This is a genomic window from Achromobacter aegrifaciens (assembly GCF_902859965.1).
Lineage (GTDB): Bacteria > Pseudomonadota > Gammaproteobacteria > Burkholderiales > Burkholderiaceae_B > Achromobacter > Achromobacter aegrifaciens.
In genome coordinates this window covers 61,333-86,218 of sequence record NZ_CADIKO010000005.1, presented here as the reverse complement: position 1 = coordinate 86,218, position 24,886 = coordinate 61,333, and the positions used below count along the sequence as shown (strand labels likewise).

At 67.5% G+C, this 24,886-nt stretch carries 18 protein-coding genes; 5 read left to right on the top strand and 13 right to left on the bottom strand.

Annotation, left to right across the window (positions count from 1 at the left end):
- Positions 1 to 17: 17 nt before the first annotated feature.
- Both HV793_RS28000 and HV793_RS27995 read right to left on the bottom strand, forming a co-directional pair.
- Complete coding sequence (locus HV793_RS28000) at positions 18 to 407, bottom strand: Rieske (2Fe-2S) protein (RefSeq protein ID WP_054458210.1); 390 nt, start codon at positions 405 to 407, stop codon at positions 18 to 20.
- A gap of 51 nt (positions 408 to 458) precedes the next feature.
- Positions 459 to 2,264 carry an ABCB family ABC transporter ATP-binding protein/permease gene (locus HV793_RS27995; protein WP_054458296.1) on the bottom strand — a complete coding sequence of 602 codons (1,806 nt, stop codon included), beginning with the start codon at positions 2,262 to 2,264 and terminating at the stop codon, positions 459 to 461.
- Positions 2,265 to 2,600: 336 nt separating this feature from the next.
- On the opposite strand from HV793_RS27995, the gene HV793_RS27990 reads away from it, so the two are divergent.
- On the top strand, positions 2,601 to 3,428 hold the full coding sequence (locus HV793_RS27990; RefSeq protein WP_054458209.1) for an aldo/keto reductase: 828 nt from the start codon (positions 2,601 to 2,603) through the stop codon (positions 3,426 to 3,428).
- A gap of 33 nt (positions 3,429 to 3,461) precedes the next feature.
- On the opposite strand, the gene HV793_RS27985 is transcribed toward HV793_RS27990, so the two are convergent.
- Positions 3,462 to 3,647 (bottom strand): hypothetical protein, encoded by a 186-nt coding sequence (locus HV793_RS27985; protein WP_054458208.1) that lies wholly within the window; start codon positions 3,645 to 3,647, stop codon positions 3,462 to 3,464.
- Positions 3,644 to 4,819, bottom strand: a complete 1,176-nt coding sequence (locus HV793_RS27980) for a PepSY-associated TM helix domain-containing protein (RefSeq protein WP_054458207.1) — start codon at positions 4,817 to 4,819, stop codon at positions 3,644 to 3,646. Before HV793_RS27980 ends, HV793_RS27985 begins: the two co-directional genes overlap by 4 nt.
- A 178-nt stretch (positions 4,820 to 4,997) precedes the next feature.
- Here HV793_RS27980 and HV793_RS27975 point away from each other — a divergent pair, with 178 nt between their 5' ends.
- Complete coding sequence (locus tag HV793_RS27975) at positions 4,998 to 5,711, top strand: metallophosphoesterase (protein ID WP_054458206.1); 714 nt, start codon at positions 4,998 to 5,000, stop codon at positions 5,709 to 5,711.
- A 37-nt stretch (positions 5,712 to 5,748) separates the two neighbouring features.
- Here the strand turns inward: HV793_RS27975 and HV793_RS27970 are convergent, their stop codons facing one another.
- A complete protein-coding gene (locus tag HV793_RS27970) occupies positions 5,749 to 8,346 on the bottom strand; it encodes a penicillin-binding protein 1A (protein WP_175214296.1) in 2,598 nt (865 codons plus the stop codon).
- 107 nt (positions 8,347 to 8,453) lie between these two features.
- Positions 8,454 to 9,254 carry an AraC family transcriptional regulator gene (locus tag HV793_RS27965; RefSeq protein ID WP_054458295.1) on the bottom strand — a complete coding sequence of 267 codons (801 nt, stop codon included), beginning with the start codon at positions 9,252 to 9,254 and terminating at the stop codon, positions 8,454 to 8,456.
- A 183-nt stretch (positions 9,255 to 9,437) separates the two neighbouring features.
- Here HV793_RS27965 and HV793_RS27960 point away from each other — a divergent pair, with 183 nt between their 5' ends.
- Positions 9,438 to 10,682: an MFS transporter gene (locus HV793_RS27960; protein WP_175214295.1), complete on the top strand. Its 1,245-nt coding sequence runs from the start codon at positions 9,438 to 9,440 to the stop codon at positions 10,680 to 10,682.
- A 62-nt stretch (positions 10,683 to 10,744) separates the two neighbouring features.
- Here HV793_RS27960 and pgaD read toward each other — a convergent pair whose 3' ends face one another.
- From pgaD to pgaA, 4 genes are read right to left on the bottom strand one after another with little or no spacing between them, the layout of a single operon-like run.
- The gene (gene pgaD, locus HV793_RS27955) at positions 10,745 to 11,191 is read right to left on the bottom strand and encodes a poly-beta-1,6-N-acetyl-D-glucosamine biosynthesis protein PgaD (RefSeq protein ID WP_175162745.1); all 447 of its coding nucleotides are present in this window, start codon (positions 11,189 to 11,191) and stop codon (positions 10,745 to 10,747) included.
- A complete protein-coding gene (gene pgaC, locus HV793_RS27950) occupies positions 11,188 to 12,528 on the bottom strand; it encodes a poly-beta-1,6-N-acetyl-D-glucosamine synthase (protein WP_175214294.1) in 1,341 nt (446 codons plus the stop codon). The genes pgaD and pgaC overlap by 4 nt, the downstream gene beginning before the upstream one ends.
- The gene (gene pgaB / locus HV793_RS27945) at positions 12,525 to 14,558 is read right to left on the bottom strand and encodes a poly-beta-1,6-N-acetyl-D-glucosamine N-deacetylase PgaB (protein ID WP_054458201.1); all 2,034 of its coding nucleotides are present in this window, start codon (positions 14,556 to 14,558) and stop codon (positions 12,525 to 12,527) included. The genes pgaC and pgaB overlap by 4 nt, the downstream gene beginning before the upstream one ends.
- Before the next feature lie 20 nt (positions 14,559 to 14,578).
- Entirely contained in the window at positions 14,579 to 17,050 is a 2,472-nt protein-coding gene (gene pgaA / locus HV793_RS27940; RefSeq protein ID WP_175162742.1) for a poly-beta-1,6 N-acetyl-D-glucosamine export porin PgaA, read from the bottom strand.
- A gap of 555 nt (positions 17,051 to 17,605) precedes the next feature.
- On the opposite strand from pgaA, the gene HV793_RS27935 reads away from it, so the two are divergent.
- Positions 17,606 to 18,817 carry a GGDEF domain-containing protein gene (locus HV793_RS27935; RefSeq protein ID WP_175214293.1) on the top strand — a complete coding sequence of 404 codons (1,212 nt, stop codon included), beginning with the start codon at positions 17,606 to 17,608 and terminating at the stop codon, positions 18,815 to 18,817.
- On the opposite strand, the gene HV793_RS27930 is transcribed toward HV793_RS27935, so the two are convergent.
- The 3 genes from HV793_RS27930 to HV793_RS27920 all read right to left on the bottom strand — a co-directional run bounded on the left by HV793_RS27930 (position 18,807) and on the right by HV793_RS27920 (position 23,914).
- Positions 18,807 to 20,723, bottom strand: a complete 1,917-nt coding sequence (locus HV793_RS27930) for a S9 family peptidase (RefSeq protein WP_054458198.1) — start codon at positions 20,721 to 20,723, stop codon at positions 18,807 to 18,809. The two genes, HV793_RS27935 and HV793_RS27930, sit on opposite strands and share 11 nt — an antisense overlap.
- A gap of 123 nt (positions 20,724 to 20,846) precedes the next feature.
- Entirely contained in the window at positions 20,847 to 21,812 is a 966-nt protein-coding gene (locus HV793_RS27925) for a Bug family tripartite tricarboxylate transporter substrate binding protein (RefSeq protein WP_054458197.1), read from the bottom strand.
- A 29-nt stretch (positions 21,813 to 21,841) separates the two neighbouring features.
- Positions 21,842 to 23,914 (bottom strand): metallophosphoesterase, encoded by a 2,073-nt coding sequence (locus HV793_RS27920; protein WP_175214292.1) that lies wholly within the window; start codon positions 23,912 to 23,914, stop codon positions 21,842 to 21,844.
- A gap of 108 nt (positions 23,915 to 24,022) precedes the next feature.
- Here HV793_RS27920 and HV793_RS27915 point away from each other — a divergent pair, with 108 nt between their 5' ends.
- Complete coding sequence (locus HV793_RS27915) at positions 24,023 to 24,838, top strand: IclR family transcriptional regulator (protein WP_054458195.1); 816 nt, start codon at positions 24,023 to 24,025, stop codon at positions 24,836 to 24,838.
- The last annotated feature ends 48 nt before the right edge of the window (positions 24,839 to 24,886 follow it).

Genomic DNA, 24,886 nt, shown 5'->3' with positions numbered 1-24,886 from the left:
TGCTTGAGCGTAGCCCCCTAGGCGGGCGTATCTTCCAAAGGGCGGATCTTGCCGGCCGGCTGCCAGTAGACCGCGCCCTCGCGTTCCTCGACCGTCAGCACGGTCAGGCGGCCGTTCTTACAGGGGCCGCCCACGCATAGCCCGGTGTCCGGCTGGTAGGTGGCGCCGTGGCGCGCGCACATGATCAGGTCGCCGGCGCGGGTGAAGAAGCTGCCTTCCCAATCCAGTTCCACGCCCACGTGGGCGCAGCGGTTCAGATAGCCGTGCACGCGGTCCTGGTAGCGCACGAAGAAGGCCGTGGTGCGGCCGGCGGCATCTGACACGGGGATCTTCACGCCGAGGCCGCCGTTGGCGAGGTCGGAGGAAGCGCAGACGCGGACGGCGGGGACGGGGGCTGAATCCTGCATGGTGGGCCTGGAAATCAAAGGGTGCGATGTTCGGACAGGGGCGCGGGCTTGTCAATCCGGCGAGCCGGTCAGGGCGCTTTGCTGCTGACGGGCCCACATGCCGGCGTAGATGCCGTCCTGCGCCAGCAGTTGGGCATGGCGGCCGCGCTCGACGATGCGGCCTTCGGCCAGCACGATGATCTCGTCCGCGTCCGCCACCGTGGACAGGCGGTGGGCGATGATCAGCGTGCTGCGGCCCTGGCTGACTTCGCGCAGATTGGCCTGGATTTCGCGTTCGGTGTGGGTGTCCAGGGCGCTGGTGGCTTCGTCGAACAGGAAGATGGGCGGGTTCTTCAGGATGGTCCGGGCGATCGCCACGCGCTGCTTCTCGCCGCCGGACAGCTTCAACCCGCGTTCGCCCACCATGGTCTGGTAGCCGTCCGGCATGGCCATGATCAGATCGTGGATGTGGGCCAGGCGCGCCGCCGCCTGGATCTCTTCCTCGCTGGCGCCGGGGCGGCCGTAACCGATGTTGTAGAGGATGGTGTCATTGAACAGCACGGTGTCCTGCGGCACGACGCCGATCGCGGCGCGCAGGCTGGACTGCGTCACGTTGCGCACGTCCTGGCCGTCGATGAGGATCGCGCCGCCGTCGGCGTCGTAGAAGCGGAACAACAGGCGCGCGATGGTCGATTTGCCGGCGCCGGACGTACCGACGACGGCCACGGTCCTGCCGGCGGGGATGGTGAAGCTGACGCCCTTCAGGATGGGGCGGCGCGCGTCGTAGCCGAAATGCACGTCGCGGAACTCCACCGCGCCGCCCGCCACGCGCAGGGGCTGGGCATCGGGCCGGTCGGCCACCTCGCGGTCCTGTCCCAGCAGTTCGAACATGCGCTCCATGTCGATGATGGCCTGCTTGATTTCGCGGTAGACGAAGCCGAAGAAGCTCAGCGGCTGGTACAGCTGCAGCAGGTAGGTGTTGACCAGCACGAAATCGCCCAGCGTGTAGCGGCCTTCGGCGATGCCGGTGGCGGCCATCCACATGACCAGGGTCAGGCCCACCGAGATGATGGCGGCCTGGCCGATGTTGAGGATGGACAGGCTGACCTGGCTGCGCACGGCGGCGCGTTCATAGCGCTTTAGCGACGCGTCGTAGCGGCGCGCTTCGTGTTCCTCGTTGCCGAAGTATTTGACCGTTTCGTAGTTCAGCAGGCTCTCGATGGCTTTGGTGTTGGCCTCGGAGTCGGTTTCGTTCATCTGGCGCCGGAACTTGGCGCGCCATTCCGTGACCAGCAGCGTGTACGCCATGTACAGCGTGACGGTGGCGCCCGTGGCCAGCGCCAGCCAGATGTCGAACATCTTCCACAGCACCACGCAGACCAGCCCGATTTCGAAGAAGGTCGGCAGGATGCTGAAAAGCAGGAACGACAGCAGGGTCTGGATGCCCTTGGTGCCGCGCTCGATGGCGCGGTTCAGGCCGCCGGTCTGGCGCGTCAGGTGAAAGCGCAGCGCCAGCGCATGCAGGTGGCGAAAGACCTGCAGGCCAACCGCGCGGATGGCGTGCTGCCCGACGCGCGCGAAGATGGCGTCGCGCAGTTCCGAGAACAGCAGCGAAAGCACCCGGGCCGTGCCATAGGCCAGGATCAGGCCCAGCGGCACGGTGACGGAACCCGGGGCGCCCTGGCCCAGCTCGTCGATGGCGTGCTTGTACAGCAGGGGGACATAGACCGTGGCCACCTTGGCCGCGAACAGGCACAGCAGGGCCGCGATCACCCGCGTTTTCAGGCCCGTCTCGCCGGGCGGCCAGAGGTAGGGAAAGAGCGTGCGCAGGGTGGAAAAGCCGCCGCGGCGCTCGGGCCGCGTGTCAGGAGCGTTCATGGTCTTGGGGGGATGCATGGGCCGTCGGGCCGTCGGAAGCGCATTATCGGCCACACGCTGCAATTCTGCCGCAGCACCGCGCCCAGGGGCGGAAACGCCTGCTTAGGCAGAGGGGATTCAGGGATTTTGCGGCTCTGGGGGTAATATCGGCCTCACGACCCCTGGGATGTGTAGACCTCTCCCGGGGGTTTTCAATCCGGCATGGTGACTCGGGCGCAGCCTGGCGGGCCCGTTCTTTACTGTCTCAACCAAGGATGAAGCCTGGCTGCCCCTTGGTTGCGCGACCCGGCGCATATTCGCCGCGCGGACGTCGCGTCGCAAGCTACGGAGGGTCTTATGGCGAAAGTACCGGCAATGCAATTGAACGACGGCGGCAAGATTCCCCAGCTGGGCCTGGGCGTCTGGCAGGTGCCGAACGATCAGGCCGCCGCAAGCGTGAAAGAGGCGCTGGCGGCAGGCTACCGCTCGGTGGACACTGCGGCCATCTACGGCAACGAGGCTGGCGTGGGCGCGGGCTTGCGCGCGGCCGGCGTGGCGCGCAAGGATCTGTACGTCACGACCAAGCTCTGGAACGACAGGCACGGCTACGACGAGGCCCATAAAGCCATGGACGAGAGCCTCGAAAAGCTGGGCCTGGCCTACGTGGACCTGTACCTGATCCACTGGCCCGTGGCCGGCAGCACGAAGTTCCTGGACGCCTGGAAGGCCATGGTCGAAATGAAGGAAGACGGCCGCGCGCGCTCGATCGGCGTGTCCAACTTCACCCAGGCCAACCTGGAGCGGCTGCTCGACGCGTCCGGCGTGACGCCGGCCGTGAACCAGGTCGAACTGCACCCAGGCTTCACGCAGCAGGCGCTGCGGGCCTTCCACGCCAAGCACGGCATCGCGACGGAGTCATGGAGCCCCTTGGCCCAGGGCGGCGTGGCCAAGGACAAGGTCATCCTGGAACTGGCCAGGAAGCACGGCAAGTCGCCCGCCCAGGTGACGCTGCGCTGGCATCTGCAGCACGATCTGATCGTGATCCCGAAGTCGGTGACGCCCGCCCGCATCCGCGAGAACATCGACGTCTTTGACTTCGAACTGTCGGCGGCCGACATGGCCGCCATCGACGGCATCAAGGAAGGCGCGCGCCTGGGGCCGGACCCCGAGACCTTCGGCAAATAATGCCGCACGCCGGCACGGAACTGGCGGTCGCGCCTAGCGCTGCAGCGGGAATACCCAGTAGCGCACGATGACCGCCAGCAGGATGGCCAGGGCGATCCAGGACGCCCAGTGCCAGCCTCCCGTGCCCAGCAAGGCGGCCAGCAGGCCGAACACGCTGAGCACGCCCAGCAGGATCGGCGCGCCCCAGACAAACATGAAACCACGGGCCGTCTTGCTCATGCGGGAGTCCTTTTCGGGATGGCGGCGGCCTGGTGCTTGCGCACGAGTTCGGCGATGCGCGCCTCGGTGGCGCGGCGGCGGGCCAGCCAGAGATAGAGGCCGCTGACCAGCACGATGATGGTAATGACGTCCAGCAGCGCCCAGATGATCTTCAGCGGCATGCCGCCGTAATCGCCGAAATGCAGCGGCCGCGACAGTTCCAGCGCGGTCAGGTACCAGGGCATCTTGGCCACGGTGGTCAGTTCGCCGGTCTTGCCGTCCACCAGCACGGGCGTGTTCAGCTTGGAGGTGAGCGGCGTGTCGCCGCGCATCCAGGTGATGTAGTGGTGGGGACTGCCGAAGGCATTGCCGGGAAAGGCGATGAACGACACCTCGTTGCCGGGCAGGGCCTTCCTGGCCGTGTCGGCGGCGCCCTGGGCCGAGGCCAGCTCGGTGGGTACGTTCTGGCCCTTGTAGGGTTCCAGGATGCGCACCAGTTCGGTGGACTGCCACAGGCGGAACAGCGGCGTGGAGAGTTCGTTGATCACGCCGGTCACGCCCACCACGAAGGCCCAGACCAGCGTCACGATGCCCAGCAGGTTATGCAGATCCAGCCACTTCAGGCGCGTGGAGCGGGAGGCGCGCACCGTGCCGAATTCCAGCTTTTTCATGAAGGGGCCGTAGAGCACCACGCCGGACACGATTGCGACGCAGAACAGCAGCCCCATGAATCCCAGGAACAACTCGCCGGGCAGGCCCGCGAACAGGTCCACGTGCAGCGCCAGCATGATGCCCATGAAGGAAAACTTGTCCTCCGTGTACAGCGGACCGTCCAGCAGCACGTCGCCGGTGCGCGCGTCCATGCGCACGGCGTGGCCGGACACCTGGCCGTCGCCGGGCGTTTTCGCCATGCCCACATAGACCTGAGGTTCGTCGGGATCGAAGAACAGATAGTCGACGACCTCGCCCGGATACATGGCGCGGGCGCTGTCGACCAGCTTGTCCAGGTTGGCGCGCGGGGTCGAGGCAGGGACGTCGGACAACGGCTTGCCGTCGTCGAGCCAGTGTTCGATCTCGTGGTGGAACACCAGCGGCAAGCCGGTAAGACAGATGACGAGCAGGAAGATCGTGCAGACCAGGCTGGTCCATTTATGGACCAGATACCAGGTTTTGATGGTGGACGCGGCAGTCATGGGGGAGGGCGGGGCCCTTGCAGGCGCGGATTGGGGAAAACTGAATATTATCGCGAATAATATCGATTCTCGTAACCAAATTTTGACCACGGCGGGGCAAAGGGGGACAGACGGAGCGGCGTGAAAGCGGGTTAAAAAGAGGGATCGAGCATCAACCAGTGGTAGCCCCCGGATCATCATGGAGCAGCGTTTTCTCAAAGTCCCGCGCAACGAGCTAGGCCGCGATTTCGCGGTGGGCGACCTGCATGGGCATTTTTCCCGCCTGCAGGAAAGCCTGGACGAGCTGGGCTTCGACCCGTCCCGGGACCGCCTGTTTTCGGTCGGCGACCTGGTGGACCGGGGGCCGGAAAGCGAGGCCGCGCTGGAGTGGCTGGCGCGGCCGTGGTTCCACGCGGTTCAGGGCAATCACGAGGATTACGCGATCCGCCACGTGCGCACGGGGCAGGTGGACGTGGACAACTGGCGCGGCTACGGCGGCGGCTGGTTCCTGGACCTGCCTTCTGATCGCCAGCAGGTCTTTGCCGAGGCTTTCGCGCAATTGCCCATTGCCATCGAGGTCGAAACCCTGGACGGCGCCGTGGGGCTGCTGCACGCGGATTGCCCGGTGCTGTTCTGGCCGCGGCTGGAATCCGCCTTGCAGGACCGCTACCGGCGCACCAGCGCCGCCTGCCAGTGGTCGCGCGACCGCCTGCGGCAGATGGACCGCACCGGCATCCGCGGGGTGCGGGCAGTGGTGGCCGGGCACACGCCGGTGCCGGCGCCGCTGCTGCTGGGCAACGTCTACCACATCGATACCGAGGGCTGGAAATCCGGCTACTTCACCTTCCTGGACCTGGAATCCCTGCGGGCCTGGCCACGCGAGGTCGTGACCGAACTCGCGGAGCAGGAATAGCCAGGCCTGGATTCCCGGCGGCCGGCGCCGGCCGCGGTCAGAGCGGCCGGGCGGCCACCGGTCCGGCGCCGCTGACGGCGCTGGCGCGGGCGGGCGTGTCGGCGTCCACGCGCGGCACGGGGATGGGCGGGATGGCAGGCGGCGCGTTGCCTGCCGGCGCGCCGCCCGCGGGGGCCACGGGAACCGGCAGGGCCACCGGCGGTTGGGCCGGACTGCTTTGCGGCATTGCGCCGCCGCCGGGCGGCAGGGGTTTGACCGAGGTGTCCACGCCGTCCGTCGAACGGTTGTTGTTCAGGAAATCGGTCAACGCGTCGCCTGAGGACAGGTCCAGCGAGGCCACGGCCTGGCCCGGCGGGAATTCCGAGAAATAGTATTCGCCGTTGTCCACGATCAGGCCGTCCGGCCGCGGCGCGGGCTTGGCCTCGGGCACGCCTTTCAAGGCCGGCTGCATGTAGTCCAGCCAGGTGCTCAGGGCCAGGCCGCTGCCGAATTCGTTGGTGCCCAGCGACTTGGGCTGGTCAAAGCCCATCCAGACGGTGGTGGCCAGGCTGGGCGTGAAGCCCGAGAACCACACGTCCACGGCCTCGTTGGTGGTGCCGGTCTTGCCGCCGATGTCGTTGCGCTTGAGCACTTGGTGCGCGCGGGCGGCGGTGCCGCTGACCGTGACGCCGCGCAGGATGTCGTCCATGACCCAGGCGGTGCGGGGATCGATGGCGCGCGCCAGGGCGTCGCCGGCGACGACAGGCTGGGCCTGCATCAGCACGTTGCCCGAGCGGTCGGTGACGCGGTCCACCAGATACGGGGTGACGCGGTAGCCGCCGTTGGCGAACACGCTGTAGCCGTTGACCACTTGCAGCGGCGTGGCGCCGCCCGCGCCCAGCGCCAGCGGCAGCACGGCCGGCCAACGCGACTTGTCGAAGCCGAAGCGGGTCAGGTAGTCCTGCGCATATTGCGGCGAGATGGCCTGCAGGATGCGGATCGACACCATGTTCTTGGACCGCATGAGGCCCTGGCGCAGCGTCAGCATGGGTTCGTACTTGTTGCCGTCGTTCTTGGGCTGCCAGGCCTTGGAGCCGGTCTGCTCCGCGGTCAGCATGAAGGGCTGGTCGGAGATCTGCGTGGCCGGGGTCAGGCCGCGTTCCAGCGCCGCCGCGTAGACGAAGGGCTTGATGTTGGAGCCGGGCTGGCGCCAGGCCTGCGTCACGCGGTTGAAGCCGCCGCGGTTGTAGTCGAAGCCGCCGATCATGGCGCGCACGGCGCCGTCCTGGGGCACCATCGAGACCAGCGCCGCCTGCAGCGTCGGCATGTTGATGATTTCCCAGCTGTCGCCGTTCTTGTGGATGTAGACGACCGAGCCGCGGCGCAGCCGCTGGCTGTCGCTGGCCTTGGGGTTGAGCGCGCGCGCCACCACTGCCAGCGCCTTCTTGTCGCTGATGGTGATGATGTCGCGCGCGCTGCGCGCCAGCGTCACTTCGGTGGGGCTGGCGGCCAGCACCACGGCGGTCAGCAGGTCTTCGCTGTCAGGCGTCTTTTCCTGCACGCCGTCGAGGATTTCATCCAGCGCGGCCGGGTCTTTTTCAACGCCCTCGGGCAGGTCGATCTGGTCCTCGGGGCCCGGATACACGGCGCGGCGCGTGTAGTCCAGCACGCCGTCGCGCACGGCGCGGTAGGCGGCTTCCTGGTCCTTGGAATCGATGGTGGTGTAGACGTCGATGCCCTTGGTGTAGGTCTGTTCCTGGAACACGCCGTACATGAGCTGGCGCGCCAGTTCGGCCGGGTAGTCGCCGTGGATCGCGAAGCCGCGCGCGCTGGCGCCGTCCGCGCCGCGAATCGTCAGGCGCTGCTTGAGCGCCTCGTCGGCCTGTTCGGGCGTGAGATAGCCCAGCGTCTTCATGCGGCCCAGCACGTAGTGCTGACGGATCTCGGCGCGCGGGAAATTGGTGATGGGGTTGAAGCGCGACGGGGCCTTGGGGATGCCGGCGAGCATGGCGGCCTCGGCCGGCGTGACGTCCGACAGGGGCTTGCCCAGATAGGTGCGCGAGGCGGCCGCGAAACCATAGGCGCGGTGGCCCAGGTAGATCTGGTTCATGTAGAGCTCAAGGATCTGGTCCTTGGAGAGCTCGGATTCGATCTTGAACGTCAGCAGCAATTCATAGAACTTGCGCGAATAGGTCTTTTCCGACGACAGGTAGAAATTGCGCGCCACCTGCATCGTGATGGTGCTGCCGCCCTGGCTCTTGGAGCCCTTGACGAGGTTGGTCACGACCGCGCGCGCCACCCCCATCCAGTCGACGCCGCCGTGGCTGTAGAAGCGGTCGTCCTCGGCTGCCAGCACCGCCTGGCGCATCACGGGCGGGATCTCGTCAAAGCGCAGCACGTTGCGGTGCTCTTCGCCGTACTCGCCGATCAGGACCTTGTCCGCCGTATAGATGCGCAGCGGCACCCGCGGACGGTAGTCCGTCATGGCGTGCAGGTCGGGCAGGCTGGGCCAGGCCAGGGCCAGCGCCAGGCCGAGCGCGATGCCGCCGCACACGGCGACGCCGCCGGCGGCTACGCCCGCCTTGACGAGAATGCGTTTCCAGGGGAGGCCCGGTTTGCCGCCCGGGGTGGCGGAGGATTGCTGGGGGGTGCTCATTGCAGGCGATTCTAGGGCAGAACACGATGGACCGCCCAGAGGGTCATAAGGTTTCAGTAACTAAACATGAATTGCGTCGCGAGTGACGGCAAATCCGGTTGCAGGCGTCAGCCATTGTTCAGGTAGCGTTGGGGCGGCGCGCCCAGCGCACGGTGGAACATGGCCGAGAAGGCGCTGGCGCTGCGGTAGCCCAGGTCAGCGGCGATGCGCGCGACCGGCACGCCCTGCGACAGCCGGCACACCGCCTCGGCCAGCCGGACCTGCTGGACCCACTGCCGGTAGTTCAGCCCCAGTTCGGCCTGGAACAGGCGGATCAGCGTGCGGGCGCTGGCGCCGACTTCGTCGCCCCAGTCCTCGATGCCGCGCTGCAGCCCCGGATCGTCCAGGATCGCCGCGCAGATGGTCTGCAGACGCCGGTCGCGCGGCCAGGGGATCTGCAGCGGCGCGACGCGTGCGGCGGCCAGCTCGGAAAGCAGCAGGGCGGCGACCTGCCCGGCGCGGCCATCCAGCGGATAGTCGATGGGTTCGGCGGTCAGCGCCAGGATCAGCTCGCGCAGCAAGCCGCCGACCTCGACCACCTGGCATTGCGGCCAGTAGCCGCGGGCGGTCTCGGCTTCGAGATAGAGCGAACGCATGGACACCGCGCCCACCATGTCCACGCCATGCGGCACGCCCGCCGGCACCCACAGCGCGCGCAGCGGCGGCAGGGCCCAGAAGCCGCTGGGCGTGGTGACGCGCATGACGCCTTCGACCGCGTAGACCAGTTGCGCGCGCGGATGCGAGTGGGTGCCCGTGCGGGTGCCTGGCAGGAATTCCTTGGCCATGGCCGTCACGGCGCGCGGCCGGTGCTGGTAGTCCTGCGGATTGACGCTGCGGGCGGGGTCGGGCAAAAGGAGTCGGGCGGGCATGCGTGTCACTTCCGGCATAAGGATGAGTTGGGCGGCTCAGGGCTGGTTTGCGTATTTTGTCACCATATTTTGTCACTTGAGCGACGAAAATTGGCAGATCGGTTCCGTCCCGGATTCCTACACTGGGTATTGGTCCGGCGTGGCGCTGGACATGTCCATCCCCCTTACTTGCGTCCATCGCCCATGAATCCCCCTCAGAACTCCGCCGCCGGCGTCGCCGACGCCAATCCGGTCCCGCCGTCCGCCGCTTCCTCGGACCCATCCACTGCCTTCAAGGTGCTGGGCGCGATCAGCGTGGCGCACCTGATGAACGACATGATCCAGTCGATCCTGTTGGCCATCTATCCCATGCTGAAGGATTCATTCAGCCTGTCGTTCGCGCAGATCGGGCTGATCACGCTGGTCTATCAGCTCGCGGCCTCGCTGCTGCAGCCCTTCATCGGCTTCTATACGGACCGCAATCCCAAACCGTACTCGCTGCCGGTGGGCATGGGCTTCACCCTGGTGGGGCTGTTGCTGCTGTCGATGGCGCCGTCGTTCGGCTGGCTGCTGGTGGCCGCGGTGCTGGTGGGCACGGGCTCGTCGGTGTTCCACCCGGAATCCTCGCGCGTGGCGCGCATGGCCTCCGGCGGACGCCATGGCCTGGCGCAGTCGCTGTTCCAGGTGGGCGGCAACGTGGGCTCGGCGCTGGGGCCGCTGCTGGCCGCGCTCTTCATCATCCCGCACGGGCAGCGCAGCGTGGCCTGGTTTTCGCTGGCGGCGCTGTTCGGCATCGTGGTGTTGACCGGCATCGGCCGCTGGTACAGCGCCAACCGCGTCCTGCTCAAGCCGCGCGCGCGGCGCGAGGGCGCGAGCAACGGGCTGTCGCGCAACCAGGTGCTGGGCGCGCTGGCGGTGCTGGGCGTGCTGGTGTTCTCCAAGTATTTCTACCTGGCCAGCCTGAACAGCTATTTCACGTTCTACCTGATCGACAAGTTCGCGCTGTCGGTGCGCGAGGCGCAGCTCTACCTGTTCCTGTTCCTGGCCGCGGTGGCGGTAGGCACGGTGGTGGGCGGACCGGTAGGCGACCGCATCGGCCGCAAGATCGTGATCTGGGTGTCCATCCTGGGCGTGGCGCCGTTCACGCTGCTGCTGCCCTATGTGAACCTGTTCTGGACCGGCGTGCTGGTGGTGATCATCGGCATGGTGCTGGCCTCGGCGTTCTCGGCCATCGTGGTCTATGCGCAGGAGCTGGTGCCGGGCAAGGTGGGGATGATCGCCGGACTGTTCTTCGGCTTTGCCTTCGGCATGGGCGGCGTGGGCGCCGCGGCGCTGGGCAAGCTGGCTGATGCCACCAGCATCGGCTATGTGTACCAGGTCTGCGCCTATCTGCCCTTGCTGGGCGTGGTGGCGATCCTGCTGCCGAACGTGGAGAAGGCGCGCCGCTGAAGGCGGGCGCCGGGCCTGGCGCCGTCAAGCCAGGAGGCTCACAGCGCCAGGCAGGGCCCGTATCAGCCGGCCTGCACCGCGTTCAGGCGGGGGCGGCTGATGTCGATGCCGGTGATGTCGCCGGCCGCGCCGTGGTGGACGACGCAGGTGTGCGCGGAGCGCACCTGCATCAGCTGCGCCGGGCTGATTGCGAAGCTGGCCGCCACGCGGCGGTCGCCCACCGGCTTGATGGGCTTGCGGCGGTCCTTACCTGCGAACTTGCGGTGGTTGTAGACGGCCCAGCCCACCAGCACGCCCGCGTTGATCAGGGCCAGCAGCGCATAGCCCCACAGCGTGTGCACGGTGGGCAGGAACACCGGCCAGAGCGAGACATCGGGGCCGCCCGCGGCGGCGCGCAGGATCGCCAGGATGCCGGCGCCGAACAGATAGACGAAGGCGAACCAGCCGATGGCGGTCAGGACCAGGTCGAACAGATAGCCTGCGCGGGAACGTTGCGTGGTGATGATCATGACGTTGCGTCCGGTGATTTGATGCCCCGGTCCGGGCTGGTCCAGCGCGCGCGCCGGGCCTGCTTGCGGAGCATGACTTTGGGGAAACTGACCAGGGTGGTGAACAGGCTCACCATCCAGAAGGCCAGCGGATACCAGATGATCCAGTACAGCGAGCGGGCCAGGCCGGGCTCGTAGCGGCGGTCGATCAGGATGCTGACGACGAACTGCAGCAGGCAGACCACGGCCAGCATCATGCCGGTGAAGGCGGGCGGCATCAGGCTGGCGATCTGCATGTTGTTGGGCAGCGTGACCACCTGGCTGACGGCCCAAAGCAGCACCGACACGCCGAAGGCGAAGGCCCAGGCGGTGGACAGGCAGAACTCGGCCATCAGCGGCCACAGGCGGCGGTGGCGCCAGACCCAGATCGAACGCAGGTTCTTCAGGAAGACCTCGGCGCCGCCCTGGGCCCAGCGCAGCCGCTGCTTCCACAGTCCGCGCAGGGTTTCGGGCATCAGGATCCAGCACAGGCCGCGCGGCTCATAGAAGATCGACCAGTGGTCGCGCTGCAGCTTCCAGCTGATGTCGATGTCCTCGGTGATCATGTCCAGGCTCCAGTAGCCCACGCGGTCCAGCGCGGCGCGCCGGAAGGCGGCGACCACGCCGGATACGGTGAACACCTGGCCGTAGACGCGCTGGGTGCGCTTGATCAGGCCGATGATGGAAGAGAACTCGCCCACCTGGATGCGCCCGATCATGGTGGAGCGGGTGCGGATGCGCGGGTTGCCGGTGACGGCGCCCACGCGCGGGTTGTCGATCAGCGGCGCCACCAGGTAGGCGGCCGCGTCCGGGTCCAGCATGGCGTCGCCGTCGATGCAGACCAGGTACTCGCTGCGCGCAGCCATGGCGCCCATGCGCAGCGCCATGGCCTTGCCCTGGTTCTGCGCCAGGTGCACCACGCGCAGCCGCGGATGGGCGGCGGCCATGCGGTCCAGCATGTCGGCGGTGCCGTCGCTGGAGCCGTCGTTGATGGCGATGACCTCGATGTGCGGATAGTTCTGGCCCAGGGCGGCCAGCAGCGTCTCTTCGCCGTTGTCGGCCTCGTTGTAGCAGGGCACCAGGATGGACACCAGCGGATTGCCGGCCAGGACTGGCGGTTGGCTGTCCTTGCCCCATTTCCAGTGCCGCTCCCAATGCCACCAGAAGTAGATGCCGCCAGCCATCCACATGCCGGACATGAACAGGGGGTAGAAGAACACGAAGCCCAGCAGCGCTTCGCCGGTCAGCATCAGGGTGAAGCCGAAGGGCGCGCCAAGCACCGCGCAGAGAATCAGCAGGGCAATCAGTCGGTCTATCATTTGATCGGATACCAGGCTTCGGAGATGGCGGGCCGGATGCCTTGCAACCGGGGCTGGTCTTGCGAGAAATCGTCGGGGTAGTAGCCGAAGCTGCGCGAGCCGCGCAGCTGCAGCCGCTTCATCCAGCCGGCCAGCACGGCCGTGTCGACCGGCGTGGCTTCGGGGCGGCCGGGGCCGGTGCGCCAGTCGCGGGCCTGCAGCTCGAACACGGTCCTGTCCAGCGCCCCGGGGCGCTGCGCGACGGTATCGACCAGCCGGTCCAGCCAGGCGTTTTCCTGGCCGGCGGGCACGTTTTCCATCAGCGGCATCGCCATCGGCGCGGTCCAGTCGTAGGCGCCGAGGAAGTCGTCCAGGTTCTGCGCGAACCAGGTTTCGCTGCCGGGGTTCAGGATGGGTTCGGCAAAGATGTTGCGCGCCGTCTTGATCTGCGGGCCGCGCACCGCGCGCACCCGCTGCGTGAGTTCGGCGGTGAAGTCCACCAGCGCGCGGCTCTTGTAGCGGGTCCAGCGTTGCAGGGTGTCCGGATCCGCGCGCAGTTCGGCGATGCTGCCCGGCAGGCCCGCGGCCCGGTAGGCGGCCAGCGCGCCGGGGCTGGCGTCTTCGAAGTCCGACAGCAGCGCGTCGTCATGGAACAGGATGCCGTCGAAGATCGCGTAGCGGGACAGGTCCTCGTACAGATCGCCGATGCGCGCACGCACGGTCGGGTCGAACGGCGACAGGCGGCGGTACTGGTCGGGATCCGGCTCTGGCTGCGCCTGGCCTTCCTGCCAGCGCGTGACGCGGGGCAGGGCGGGATCCAGGTCGAAGGACAGCACCGGCATCCAGGCGTAGACCATCACGTTGGCGCGGTTGTGCAGCTGCCATGCGGCGCGGTTGAAGAGATCGGCGCGCATAGGCAGCCAGCGGTTGGGGAAGTAGACGGACTTCACCAGGCCGTCGCCCACGGGGTCCGAGTAGGCCTGCAGGAACACCGTGTTGATCTGCATGTCGAGGATGCGCTGCACCAGCTCGCCCAGGTTGCGGTCGGTCTGCGCCGGGTCCGGGTCGTAGACGTAGTCCAGGTCCACGTGCGCCACGCGCATGAAGGGCTGGGCTTCCATGCCGACCACGCTGTTGGCGAAGGGCTTGAGCGTCGGGTCGCTGGACAGCAGCAGGCGCGGCGTGGACATCAGGCGGCCGACGCGGCCCGGGCCGTCCTCCAGCGTCAGCGCCAGCTGATAACCGTGCTCGGCGGTAATGCGCAGGGTGGAGCCGCCTTCGGCGCCATAAGGCCAGACCCAGACGCGCGGCTTCTTGCCGGTGGCGCGGCGGATCTTTTCGGTGATGGCGGCGACGTCGCCGCCCATGCGCGCGTCGAACTCCGCTTCGGTCTCGTAGCGGCGGGTCTGCGCATCGTAGGCTCGGATGGCGGCGGCGGGCTCGGTATTGCCCTGGGGATTGGCCAGCGCGCCGTAGTGCGAGGCATTGGTGTGCGCAGCAATCTCGACCAGCCCCGAGCGCGAGATCTCGCGGACCTCGTCCCAGTTCAGGAAGCGCTTGCGGTCTTCGGGGCTGCCGCCGAAGTCCACGCGCTGGTTGGCCGGCGTGTCCATCCAGACGCCGACCGGCGCCAGCAGCGCGGGCCATTGATAGGCTTTCAGGATGGGAAGCACGCGGGTGTAGAAGCTGCGGTAGCCGTCGTCAAAGGACAGCAGCACGGCGCGCTCGGGCAGCGGCTTGCCGCCCTGGCGCGCGGCCAGGATCTGATCCACGGTGACGGCCTGGTAGCCATTGGCGCGCAGCCAGGCCAGCTGTTCGACCAGACGGTCGGTGCGCACGCTGAGAAAGCCCTGGTCGGGGTCTTCGTCTTCCACGTCGTGGTAGGCCAGGGCCAGGAACTGGCCCTGCACCCAGGGCTGTTCGGCGGGGGCGAGCGGGCGCTGGTCCGGCGGCGTGTAGACCGGGATGTCCTTGGCGCAGGCGGTCAGCGCCAGGATCGCAAGCAACAGCAGGCCGGCGAGAATCAGGCGGGTATGGGTTTTAAGCATCATGGCGTTACTCGGATCCGGGTTCAGAAGCGGTACGTCAGGTCGAACACGATGCGCAGTTCGCGCTCGCGTTCGCCGTCGTACGGGCGGCTGGTGCCGGTGATCATGGCGCCCATGTCGAGGACGTCGTTGGCGCGGTATCGCTGGCCGTAGCCCAGCGCGATCACGCCGCCGGTGCCGTAGCCTTGCTGGGTGTAAGCGCCTGCGCCCAGGGTGCCGATCTGCTCCCAGGCGGTTTCGTAGCGGCGGTACAGGGTGTGCGTCAGGCGCACGCCGGGCAGCAGCATCAGGTCCGACCGCGGATTGAAATAGGGCACGTTGCTGTCGTGGCTGTTGCGCTGGGTGGACGCCTCGAACTCCAGGTCCGCCAGCAGGTGCGGCGAGGTGTAGACGCGCTCGCGCCCGGCCAGGCCCAGCGCCCAACGGTTGTTGCCGTCGCTGAAGTGCGAAGGCGACAGCGCCAGCGTCCATTCGCGGCGCTCGTCGGCTCGCCAGCGCACGTAGGCCGACAGGCTGTTGGAATAGATGCCGCTGGTCAGCGCGCGCAGCGGCGTTTCGCGCGACATGATTTCGCCCGAGCCGCCCACCTGCCAATGGTCGTCCAGGTCGTAGGCGGCCGACAGGCGCGCGCCCGGCTTCACGCCGTGGCCATAGTCGTGGGTGGAGACTTCGCCTTCGATCGTGAGGTCGCGGCCGCGCCATTCCACGCCGGTGCGCAGCCAGCGGTAGTTGCCGCGGCCTTCCTCGAAGTCGCCGGAGGCGTAGCCGCCGCCGCCGAAGACTCGCCAGTTGTAGTCCAGCGGCGCGGAGTACAGCACGGCGTCGATGCCGAAGTCGCCGCTGCCGGTGACCGGGCTGTCGGATGCCAGGCCGCGGTAACCGTTGATGCGCAGCTCGGCCTTGTTGTGCACTTCCCATTCGCGCGCCAGGCGGCGGCTGGTCAGGTTTTCGGGCGAGCGGGCCATGGTGTCCTGCGACAGTGCTTCGGCCTGGCGCCATTCCTGCAAGTCCAGGGCGGTGAAGCCCTGGCCGTTCTCCACGCCCAGGCTGCGCGGCGCCAGGGTCTCGGCCATCTTCAATTCGACCTCCGAGGCGCGGGGGAGCGATTGGGCGCGGTAGACGGTGGCCAGGTCGCTGCGCAGTCCGGAGTTGTTGGGCGCGTTCTCGACCATCTCTTCGAGGCGCTGCCGGGCGGCGACGGTGTCGTTGGCCTGCAGGCGAGCCGACGCCAGGGTCTGGCGGCTTTCCAGGTTCAGGTCGTTGGGCATGCGGGTGGCCTGGCCCTTGTAGTACAGCCAGGGGGCGTAGCCCGATTCGACGCCTTCGGTGACGGCGCTGGTCTCGTTGAACTGTTCGCCCTCGGCCAGCGAGTAGTACAGGCCGGTCTCGGTCGCCAGGCGCTGCTCGGCATCGTCGCCGCGCAGGGCGTCGTCGGCCGCGACCTGCCGATAGATGTCGCGGGCGCGTTCGGGCTGGCGCACGTACAGGTAGGCCGATGCCACGTCGTTCAAGGCGTAACGCGGCACCGTGACGCCCTCGGCCAGCAGGGCTTCGTATTCGCGGACCAGATCGGCCATGCGCACGCGGACGTGCAGGGCGTGCAAGCGGTCGATACGGGCGCGCAGCGCGTCGGCGCGGGCGTCTTCCTGCTGCTGCCAGACGGGGATCAGTTCGTCGTAACGCGCCAAAGCCTTGTCGGCCAACACGAAACGTTCAGCTTCCGACCGCGTGGGCATGGCCGCCAGCCGCACCTGTTGGGCCAGCGCGTCGGCCTCGAAGCCGCGCATCTGGCCAGCGTCGAACAGATCCTGGTGACGGCGCGCCAGCTCCAGCGCCACGTCCGCCATGCGCGCGCGCTGCAGCGCCCAGATGTACTCGCGCAACACGTAAGGGGTGCCGGGCGCGGCGGCCAGGGCCAGGTCGGCCTGGTGCAGCGCTTCATATGGCTCGCCCTGGCGGGCGTGGACGTAGCTCAGGGCAAGGCGGGCGTCGACATCGCGGGGATGCCGCTTGAGCCAGCGCGCCGCAGCCTCGCGCGCCTCGGGGTAGCGGCCGGCATCGGCCAGGGTCATGATTTCGCCGGCGCGAAAAGCGGACTGGCCGGGATGGCGGCGCGCGCCCGCCTGGTACGCGGCCAGCGCCTCGGGCCAGCGCTGCAGGTCGCGGTAGGCGCGCGCGACGGAAAGCTGGATGTCGCCGGGCAGCGCCGCGCCTTGCGGCAATTGCTCGTAGGCGGCGACGGCTTCGGCGGGCTTGCCGGCCCATCCGGCGATGATGATGTGGTCGTAGATGGCGCGGCTGCCGCCGGCCGGACCTTGCTGGCGCAACATCGCCAGCGCGGGCTCGTAGTCGCCGGCGCGCGCTCTGGCGATCAAGGCGTCGTAGTCGTTGCCGGGGCCGGCCAGCGCCATGGCTGGAGCCAGGATGGCGCAAGCCGCCAGCAGGCTCAGTCTCGGTCCAACGGCACCCAGGGGTGTCGATCCTCTGTTTTGCATCTGTAATACTTCCGCAGTTGCGACTCGGGGCGTTCCTGGTCCGGCCGGCCGTGGGCGTGCCTTTTTTCGGCGCGAGCCGAGGCGACGCGCAGCACAAAGGCGCCGGCGGCGGCGGGAAGGAACACTTTTTGGTTAGGACTGCGCGGCGCCCGCTGCGGGGACCTTCGCACTCGCGCTATGGGAGTGCATGGCTAGTACGCGCCACGCCCGTAGGGCGTGATTGCGGCGCTCTTGATGGCACCGTCAATGGCCCGAATTATAAGTGTGTTAACTGTCAGTCAACTGTCAATTAGTGCAAAGGGCCATGGCGAAAGTGCGGCCGTGGCGTATTCTTCGTCGCTTGCCGCGCAATCGTCTTGGCGCGGGCGGTAAAGGTTCAGGGCGAAACGGCGTGCGGCGACGGACGGGCGCCAGGTTGTGCCGGTCTGTCGCTGTACGGGTAACAAAAAGCGTCAGGGGTGGTGGGATGTAACGCCGCCTCATGAGGCATGAACCCAGTGCAACAGCAATGACGAGCGACGGCGAACGCCCGCGGGGCGCAAGCCGGCAAACACCATGACGACTTCTCTTTTCTTTCTGATGTGGGGCCTGGCCACGGCTCTGGCATTGCCGTTGCTGGCGCCATTGCGCGCCCGCGACGTGGGCGGCGTCGCCGCGTTCACGGCGGGCAACGCGCTGGCCGTGCTGTCGCTGCTGGCCTATGCGGCCTCGCCCATCCTGCCGTCCGCCGTCTATGTGATGGTCTCGAACGCCGCCTGGGTCTGCGCGGTCAGCCTGGTCTACGTCGGCGTGCGGCAGTTCTTCGGCCTGCGTCCGCTGGCGCGGCGCACGGCGGCGCTGGGCGCGCTCAGTATCGCTGCGTTCGCGCTGCTGCTGTACGTGGCGGATGACCTGCGGGCGCGCATGCTGCTGTTTTCCGCCTACACCTTCGTGGCCATGATGGCGACGGGCATGGTGTTCTTCCGCCAGCGCAAGCGGCTGCACACGCGCGGCGTGATGCTGTACATGATGCTGGCAAGCTTCGGCCTGGCCGCGCTGCATGCCCTGCGCCTGGCGGTCTACAGCGTGGGCGGACAAGAACCCTCGTCGCTGCTCGAGCCCAGTCCCTGGGGCCTGTTCTTCATTGTCTGCGGGACGGTGACCGTGCCCGGGCTGTTCCTGGCGCTGCTGCTCCTGATCCAGACCAGCCTGTCCGAACAGATGGAAGCTGCGCTGACCTTCGACGGCCTTACAGGCGCCTATTCGCGCCGCAGCATCCTGGACGAGCTGGAGCGCGAGTTGCAGCGCTGCCAGCGCGCCGGCGGCAAGCTGGCGGTGTTGGTGCTGGACATCGACCATTTCAAGTCCATCAACGACCGTTACGGCCATGCCGCGGGCGACGCGGCGCTGCGCCATTTTTCAAAGGTGGTGCAGCGGGCGGTGCGCGTCAGCGACCGCTTCGGCCGGTTGGGCGGCGAGGAATTCGTGCTGCTGATGTACGACTGCGATCCGGCCCGCGCGCTGGTGCAGGCGCAGCGCGTCTGCGACGCCCTGCGCGACACGCCCTTCCACCTGCAAGGGCGCGAAGTACGGATGACCACCAGCGGCGGCCTGGCTTCGTATCAGTCGGGAGACGGCGCGGACGGCATCCTGGCGCGCGCCGACGATGCGCTGTACCGCGCCAAGGAACATGGGCGCGACCGCGTCGAGATGGCCTGGATCGGCCGTCCCGCGGGCCGCGCGCAGGAGCGCGGCCCGGCGGTGGTGGAGGAGGAGGTCAGGGCTTGAGATGTTCCGTCAGGAACTTCTCCATGGCTTCGTAGAACTCGAATTTGTTCTCGTCGTTATGGAAGCCGTGGCCTTCGTTGTCCTTGACCATGTACTCGACCTCGACGCCGCGGGCGCGCAGCGCCTTGACCATCTGGTCGCTTTCGTCCTTGTTCACGCGCGGATCCTTGGCGCCCTGCGCCACGAACAGCGGCGTCTTGATCCTGTCCGCGTGCAGCGCGGGCGAGGTGGCGGCCAGGCGTTCGCGGTCGCGTTCGGGGTCGCCCACCATGTCCTGCATCTTGTCCAGCATGGGCTTCCAGTATGGCGGAATGGACTTCATGAACGTGAACAGGTTGGACACCCCCACGTAGTCCACCGCGGCGGCATACAGGTCGGGCGTGAACGCCACGCCGGCCAGCGTGGCGTAGCCGCCATAGCTGGCTCCGTAGATGCCGATGCGCTTGGGATCGGCGATGCCTTGCCCGATAAGCCACTGCACGCCATCGGTGATGTCGTCCTGCATCTTCAGGCCCCATTGGCCGAAGCTGGCTTCCCAGAAGGCGCGGCCATAGCCGGTCGATCCGCGGAAGTTCATCTGCAGCACGCAGAAGCCGCGGTTGGCCAGGAACTGGACTTCAGGGTTGTAGCCCCAGCCGTCGCGCGCCCACGGGCCGCCGTGAGGATTCACGATGCAAGGCAGGTTCCTGGGATCGCGGCCGGCGGGCAGCGTCAGGTAGCCGTGGACCGTCAGGCCGTCGCGGGTCTGGTAGCTGATGGGCTGCACGCGCGACATGTCCGCCTCGGGAATGGCGGGATTGATGTCGGCCAGCTTGGTCAGCGTATCGGCGGCGGCGTCGTAGATGTAGCGCGAGCCGGGCGTGCGGTCGTTGTAGGCGGCGACGATGAACTTGTCTTCGTCGCGGTTGGATCCCTGGATGGCGAAGTCGTAGCCAGTGAGCTTGGCCGACAGTTTCTTGAAGAGCGTCTCGCTCTGCGCGTCGAAGAACTTGTATTGCGGCTTGTCGGTCTGGTAGGCGGCTACCGTCAGCACGCGGCGCTTGCGCGAGTAGCCGGCGGAATCCAGGTCGACGGTGTCGGGCGTGAAGATTTCTTCCTCGGCCTCGGGCTGGGCGGGGTCGATCACCACCAGCGACAGCTTGTCGCGCCCGCGGTTGGACAGGGCGTAGAACTTCTTGTCGTCGAAGGTGAAGAACGCCGGACTGACGCTGGTGCGGTAGTCGGTGGTGATGAGCGGACGGAATTCGGAAGATTCGTCGTCGCGGTAGAGCAGGGTGGTGTTCAGGCCGTCGCTGGCGACGGCGGCGCGCACCTTGCCGGCGTGGTCGGTCTGCCAGCCGACGATGTTGCCCGGGTTCTGCGCCACCAGCTCCGCGGCGCCCGTGTGGACGTTGACGCGGTAGACGTCGAAGACTTCCGGATTGCGCTGGTTGTGGCTGATGAGGACGTGGTCGGGATCGTCTTCCAGATCGTCCTCGATGCCGGCGCGCACGCCTTCATACGGCGTCAGGTCGGTGATCTTGCCGGTCTTGGCGTTGACGGCCAGCACGTGGAAGTTCTCGTCGCCGCCGAAATCCTTCTGGTAGAGCACCACGTCGGCGCCTTTCCAGAAGAAGTTGCTGATGTCGCGCGCGGTCTCGCTGGTCAGTTGCCGCGGGTCGCCGACAGGCGTGCTGCCTTGCAGCGGCTGCACGTAGATGTTCATGCGGGCGGGATTGCCGTCCACGCTGGTGGGCTGCATGAAGCCCAATGTGCGGCCGTCGTCGGCCAGGCGGAAGAAGCCCCGTTCGGGGTTGCGGAAGAAATCCTTGAGGGGATAGACGCGCGGCGGTTGCGCGGCGCTGGCGCCCAGCGAGACGCCGATGATGCTGGCGGCCAGGACGGTGCGCTTGAGGAATGAGAACAAGGGGGACCTCCGAAGTTGCCGCGGCGGGCGCTTGAGGCCGGCCGCCGGGTGGTCCGCCGATAATGCCATAGCGGCGCGGGCGGTGTCGAACCGCCCGCGGACGCTGCCGGGCCTGCGCCGGCCTTATTGCGGCTCCAGCCCCGTGGCCTTGACGATGGCGCCGTACTTGGCCATTTCGGCGCCGATGAAGGTTTTGAATTCCTGGGGCGGCTTGTAGGAAATGGCCAGCCCCTGGCCCTGCAGTTTTTCCTTCACGTCGGCGGCCTGCAGCGCCTGGGCCGTGTCCTTGGAAATGCGTTCCACCAGGGCCGGCGGCATGCCGGCGGGGCCGAACAGGCCAAACCAGTTGGAAATGTCGAAGTCGTCCAGGCCGACCTCCTTGGCCGTCGGGGTCGAAGGCAGGATGTCCTGACGCTGGGGACCGGCGATGAACAGCGGGTGCAGCTTGCCGGCGCCGATCTGGCCGATGATGGCTGGCGCCGTGGCGAAGAAGATATCGATCTGGCCGCCCACCAGATCGGCCACGGCCAGCGCCGTGCCGCGGTAGGGCACGTGGGTCAGGTTCATGCCGGAGCGCACCCGCAGCAGTTCGCCGGCCAGATGCTGCTGGCCGCCCATGCCCGGCGAACCGTACACCAGCGGAGCCTTTGCGCCTTGTTGCTTGAGATCGGCGTAGGTGGTGGCGGGCAGCTTGGGACCGCTGACCAGCACCAGCGGCGCATCCGCCACCAGGGCGATGGGCTGCAGGTCCTTCAACGGGTCGTAGCGCATCTGCTTGTAGACCAGCTTGTTGATGGAGACCTCGGGCGTGTAGGCCAGCAGCAGGGTGTAGCCGTCGGGTGTGGCGCGCGCGACCTGTTCGGCGCCTATCATGCCGCTGGCGCCGGACTTGTTCTCCACGATGACTTGTTGGCCCCAACTGGTGCTGAGCTTTGCCGCGAGGATGCGGGCGATCACGTCGGTGGCGCCGCCGGGCGTGTAGGCAACGATCAGGCGCACCGGCTTGTCGGGATAGGGCTGCGCCTGCGCATACATGGGAAGGCAGGCGGCGGCCAGCAGTCCCGCGAGTTTGATTGCGTATCGAAACATGGGGTGGCTCCTGTGCGGGGAATGAGGGTTCAACTGCGCTGGATCAACAGCACGGCCTGGCCGGGCAGATGCAGGCGCGCGTACTCGGCCCAATCGTCCCCGGTCTGCAGCGCGCGCTGGGCCGTCAGGTCGACGACGCGCTTGAACGCGCCGGCCTCGATCTGACGCTTGAGGGCCGGTCCGGGGCCGTAGGCCAGTTCATAGGTCTGCTCGCCGCAGCGGTAGCGGCACAGGCGCAGACCGGCTTCGCCGTCGATGCGTTCGACCGATCCGGCGCCTGTGGCCTGGCCTGCAAAGACCGCGTTCAGCGCGGCCAGCGCCAGTCCGGCGGGGCGCGGATCGTAGCGGCGGTCGATCAGGCCGTTGCGCGGAAAGTAGCCGCGATCCACGTCCATGAAGGTGTCGAAGGAATAGCTCACCGCGTCCGTGGTCCGGGCCGCCAGGAAGGCTTCGGCCACCAGCGCGGCGATGGCGGTGTCGTCGGTGTTGGCCGCCGCCAGGCGGTCGGCCAGCTTGACGCCCACGTTCACCGTCGCGCCCCAGTCGCGCGCCCGCGCAGCCAGTTGCTGGTGCGTGGCGATCAGGTCGGCGCCCCAGTCCAGGCGCACGGTGAAACCGTCCAGGTTCTTCTGCGCGAAGTGCGGCAGCAGCGCGGATTGCGCCGCTTCGAGCTCGGACGCGCGCAGGCCGGTGTTGACGAAATGGCTGTAGTGCTTGCCGTCGAAGTGGGCATCGTCCGCGCCCGTGCGGATCTTGCAATAGACAAGGCGGGCGTCGGTGTGCGCGCGCAGGCGCTGCAAGGCTGCGCCCGTCTCTTCCAGCGCCTGGGCGTTCAGGTTGATCTCGATGGCGGCGATGGCCACGCCATGCTCGCGCGCCTGTTGCAGCAGCCTGGCGTCCGGCAGCCCCAGCGAGGTCAGCACGAAGCGGTGGCCGACGTCGGACATGAGGCGCGCACGGCGCAAGGTCTTGTCGTCGCGCAGGTCCTGCACAGGAATCTTGAGCGTGCGCAGCCCCATTTCCCACATGGACATCAGCGGGTAGTCGTTGCGCGCCAGCTTGCGGCCGAACTCCTGTACGCCGCCGGTGCAGGGAATTTCGACGATCTCGGCCCAGGGATGCCGCATCTCGACCGCGATGCCGTCGCAGGCGGCGGTCTTGGTATGGACGGTAGGCAGGGTGCGCGCCGCCGCCCGGCCCGGTTCGGCCTCGCCGCGCATGGCGCCGTGCGTGCGGATCAGCTTGGCGACATGCCCCTGCTCATGCACGTCGACGATGAAATAGCCGAATTTTTCCACGTCGCCGCGGCCGAATTCGTCCGCCGGCGGCACCCGGTAGAACTCGGAAAAGTCATGCCGCAGGAAGGCGGTCGACGGCAGCATGTAGACCTCCGCGACGCCGATGACGTCGTACCAGAAATTGTGGACGTGGCCGGCGAACACGCCTTCGACGCGCGGATCGGCCAGGCGCGACAGCAGCCAGCCGCGGCCGGGCTCGTCGATGTTGTCGTAGGACCCGCGTTCGTTGGCGTCATGCAGATAGGGCGGGTAATGCAGCGACACGAAGACGCGGCCGCTGGCGCCTGCCAATTGCTCGTCGATCCAGGCGCGCTGCGCGTCATCCGCCGCCAGTCCGGAGTTGAACAGCAGCGCGTTCAGGAACAGGAAGCGCACGCCGCCATGGTCCACCGCGTAATAGTCCGGCCCGAACACCTGGCGGTACTTGTCCAGGTAGTCGTCGCAGACGATGTCGGCGGGCATCCAGTCGATGCGCTTGTCGCCGACGTCGTGGTTGCCGGGCACCAGGTGCAGCGGCATGTCGATCTGGCCGGCGATGGCCTTGAAGCGGTCGGCCGCCACCTCGAACGAAGGCATGCTGGGCACCGGGTGGACGATGTCTCCCAGGTGGATGGTGAAGGCGGGCGCGGGGTCCAGGTTGGCGATGTCGGCGAAGACGTGCCGCGCCCGGGCATTGGCGCGGGCATTGGTGGCGAAGGGCGACGCGCAGGTGTCTTCGGATTCATTGACGTGGGTGTCGGCCACCACGGCAAAGCTGAACAGGCGGGCGCCCAGCGGCTGGCGGGAAAAGCGGGAATTCGTCATCAACTACCCTTTCAATTTCAATAAATGGAATTCAAGTGTTTATAGTGAACGGGATGTTTGTATTTCGGCAGGCGATATACTGTCAATGCTCCGAATCCCTAGGCCGCCATGCACTCGAAAACGCCGCTCAACTACGAACTCGAATCCCGCGCCTCGCTGGAAGCGCACCCGCGCTTTGCCTCCACGCTTTCCAACGGGCTGGACGTGCTCAAGTGCTTTTCGGCGGCCGAGCCGCAGCTGGGCAACAAGGAAATCGCCGAAATGCTCGGCCTGACGCGCCCGACGGTGTCCAGGCTGACGTTCACGCTGGTGGGGCTGGGCTATCTGCGGCGTGACGAACGCACCGGCAAATATTCGCTGGGTCCGGCGGTGCTGACGCTGGGCTATCCCTTGCTGGTGCACCTGACGCTGCGGCAACTGGCGGCGCACGACATGATCGAACTGGCGCGCTATGCCAAGGGGCCGGTGTCCATGGCCATCCGCGACCGCCTGCAGGTGGTCTACGTGGAAACGGTGCACGACGGCGCGTCCAATGCCTCGCGCCCGGACATCGGGTCGGCCCGCCCCTTGCTGCGCACCGCCACCGGGCGCGCGCTGCTGTATGCGCAGACGCCGGACGAGCGTGAGCTCATCTGCGCCCGGCTGGCCGAGGAGTTCCCGGAGGACTGGGAACGCTTCGGCCCATCGCTGCAACCCGCGTTCGATGCCATCGCCGAGCACGGCTTCTGCGTGGTCAGCAAGGACTGGCGGGCCGAGCTTTGCGGCATCGCCACGCCGATGCGCTATCGCTCCAATGACTTGCCGCTGGCCTTCAACGTGACGATCCCGGCTGACAACCTGGACGAAAAGCACGTGTACGAGACCCTGGGGCCGCGCCTGCGGACCCTGGTGAAGAACCTGGAGTACCGCATCGGGATCATGTGAACGCGGCTGCGCTTATCGCGCGCAGCCGATATGCGGGATAATCGCGGG

Coding starts and splice junctions, on each gene's coding strand:
- HV793_RS27990 (WP_054458209.1), top strand. CDS start 2,601: ATGGCGAAAGTACCGGCAATGCAATTGAACGACGGCGGCAAGATTCCC.
- HV793_RS28000 (WP_054458210.1), bottom strand. CDS start 407: ATGCAGGATTCAGCCCCCGTCCCCGCCGTCCGCGTCTGCGCTTCCTCC.
- pgaC (WP_175214294.1), bottom strand. CDS start 12,528: ATGATAGACCGACTGATTGCCCTGCTGATTCTCTGCGCGGTGCTTGGC.
- HV793_RS27975 (WP_054458206.1), top strand. CDS start 4,998: ATGGAGCAGCGTTTTCTCAAAGTCCCGCGCAACGAGCTAGGCCGCGAT.
- pgaD (WP_175162745.1), bottom strand. CDS start 11,191: ATGATCATCACCACGCAACGTTCCCGCGCAGGCTATCTGTTCGACCTG.
- HV793_RS27980 (WP_054458207.1), bottom strand. CDS start 4,819: ATGACTGCCGCGTCCACCATCAAAACCTGGTATCTGGTCCATAAATGG.
- HV793_RS27920 (WP_175214292.1), bottom strand. CDS start 23,914: ATGACGAATTCCCGCTTTTCCCGCCAGCCGCTGGGCGCCCGCCTGTTC.
- HV793_RS27925 (WP_054458197.1), bottom strand. CDS start 21,812: ATGTTTCGATACGCAATCAAACTCGCGGGACTGCTGGCCGCCGCCTGC.
- HV793_RS27935 (WP_175214293.1), top strand. CDS start 17,606: ATGACGACTTCTCTTTTCTTTCTGATGTGGGGCCTGGCCACGGCTCTG.
- HV793_RS27915 (WP_054458195.1), top strand. CDS start 24,023: ATGCACTCGAAAACGCCGCTCAACTACGAACTCGAATCCCGCGCCTCG.
- pgaA (WP_175162742.1), bottom strand. CDS start 17,050: ATGCAAAACAGAGGATCGACACCCCTGGGTGCCGTTGGACCGAGACTG.
- HV793_RS27970 (WP_175214296.1), bottom strand. CDS start 8,346: ATGAGCACCCCCCAGCAATCCTCCGCCACCCCGGGCGGCAAACCGGGC.
- HV793_RS27995 (WP_054458296.1), bottom strand. CDS start 2,264: ATGAACGCTCCTGACACGCGGCCCGAGCGCCGCGGCGGCTTTTCCACC.
- HV793_RS27985 (WP_054458208.1), bottom strand. CDS start 3,647: ATGAGCAAGACGGCCCGTGGTTTCATGTTTGTCTGGGGCGCGCCGATC.
- HV793_RS27965 (WP_054458295.1), bottom strand. CDS start 9,254: ATGCCCGCCCGACTCCTTTTGCCCGACCCCGCCCGCAGCGTCAATCCG.
- pgaB (WP_054458201.1), bottom strand. CDS start 14,558: ATGATGCTTAAAACCCATACCCGCCTGATTCTCGCCGGCCTGCTGTTG.
- HV793_RS27960 (WP_175214295.1), top strand. CDS start 9,438: ATGAATCCCCCTCAGAACTCCGCCGCCGGCGTCGCCGACGCCAATCCG.